This window comes from Roseibium marinum (assembly GCF_002906165.1).
Taxonomy (GTDB): domain Bacteria; phylum Pseudomonadota; class Alphaproteobacteria; order Rhizobiales; family Stappiaceae; genus Roseibium; species Roseibium marinum.
This window is the reverse complement of record NZ_PPCN01000027.1, coordinates 1-1,072: the sequence shown is the minus strand read 5'-3', so window position 1 is coordinate 1,072 and position 1,072 is coordinate 1. Positions and strand designations below refer to the sequence as shown.

At 55.0% G+C, this 1,072-nt stretch carries 1 protein-coding gene and 1 tRNA gene; one reads left to right on the top strand and one right to left on the bottom strand.

Going from position 1 to position 1,072, the window contains the following annotated elements; all coding sequences use genetic code 11:
- The first annotated feature begins 286 nt into the window (after window positions 1–286).
- Window positions 287–1,021, top strand: coding sequence for a hypothetical protein (locus CLV41_RS28440; protein WP_408014302.1), 735 nt, complete (start codon window positions 287–289; stop codon window positions 1,019–1,021).
- On the opposite strand, the gene CLV41_RS27370 is transcribed toward CLV41_RS28440, so the two are convergent.
- Window positions 978–1,054 (bottom strand) — tRNA-Met (locus CLV41_RS27370). The genes CLV41_RS28440 and CLV41_RS27370 overlap by 44 nt on opposite strands.
- Between the last annotated feature and the right edge of the window lie 18 nt (window positions 1,055–1,072).

The window sequence follows — 1,072 nt, the reverse complement described above, 5'->3', positions numbered from 1 at the left end:
CGCCAGTTCCGACACCGTGCGCTCACCCTTCAAGGCCTCCAGCGCAACGCGAGCCTTGAAGCCCGCATCATGGTTCCTGCGTTTCGACATAGTCCGATCTCCTCGTTCATGGAGACCAGCAGACGTCAAATCGTAGCTTCCGTCACTGTCCGATTTTCGGGGAGGTGCTGTTCGCCGCCGGCAAGGGAATCTGAACAAGCACGGTAAGAAGTCCTGGCTGCAGCAGCGTCCAAAGAACCTGTTTTCTGGCCTGATCAAATGCGGTTGCTGCGGAGGCGGCTACTCAATGGTCTCACAAACACATCTTGGCTGCTCAACAGCCAGGAACAAAGGAACATGCGACAACCGCAAGACAATAAAGCGCGAGACGCTCGAACAAGACGTTCTTAACGCGCTTAAATCCCACCTGATGGACCCGGACCTGTGTGATCTCTTCTGCAAAGAATATACTGCTCACTTGAACCAGCTGCGCCTCAATCACAACGCCTCGATTGAAGGCTACAAAAGCGAGCATAAGCAAACGCTCAAGAAGCTGGACCAGATGGTTGAGGCAATCGCGGACGGTGCTCCCGTCGCCCCCATCAGGGACAAAATGCATCTGCTTGAGAACAGGCGCATAGAACTGGAAGCCCTGCTTCAGGATGTCGAAGAAGCCCCGCCGCTTCTCCATCCGTTCATGGCCAATCGTTATCACGATCAGGTCAGGAACCTGATTGAAGCATTGAACACCAGGGATAGCCGCCAGGAAGCAGCTGACCTTATCCGAACTCTCATCGAGAAGATCGTTTTAACGCCGGACGAACGCGAAGACCGTCTGGTGGCTGATCTTCTGGGTGACCTTGCCGGGATTTTGGCGATCTCGGCGGACCATCCGTCTCAAGCCCCAATAAGTGAGACGGTGATCGCCAAACAAAAAGCGCTCCTGACAGCCGATGAAGCTGACAGGGGCGCTTTGTCTGGCGACCGTAAGGTCAAGCTGGTTGCGGGAGCAGGATTTGAACCTGCGACCTTCAGGTTATGAGCCTGACGAGCTACCGGACTGCTCCATCCCGCGGTATAGGTCGTTTGTGTT

What these genes read in the sequence shown, in the direction of transcription:
- CLV41_RS28440 (WP_408014302.1), top strand. Translation starts at nt 287, where the DNA reads ATGGTCTCACAAACACATCTTGGCTGCTCAACAGCCAGGAACAAAGGA.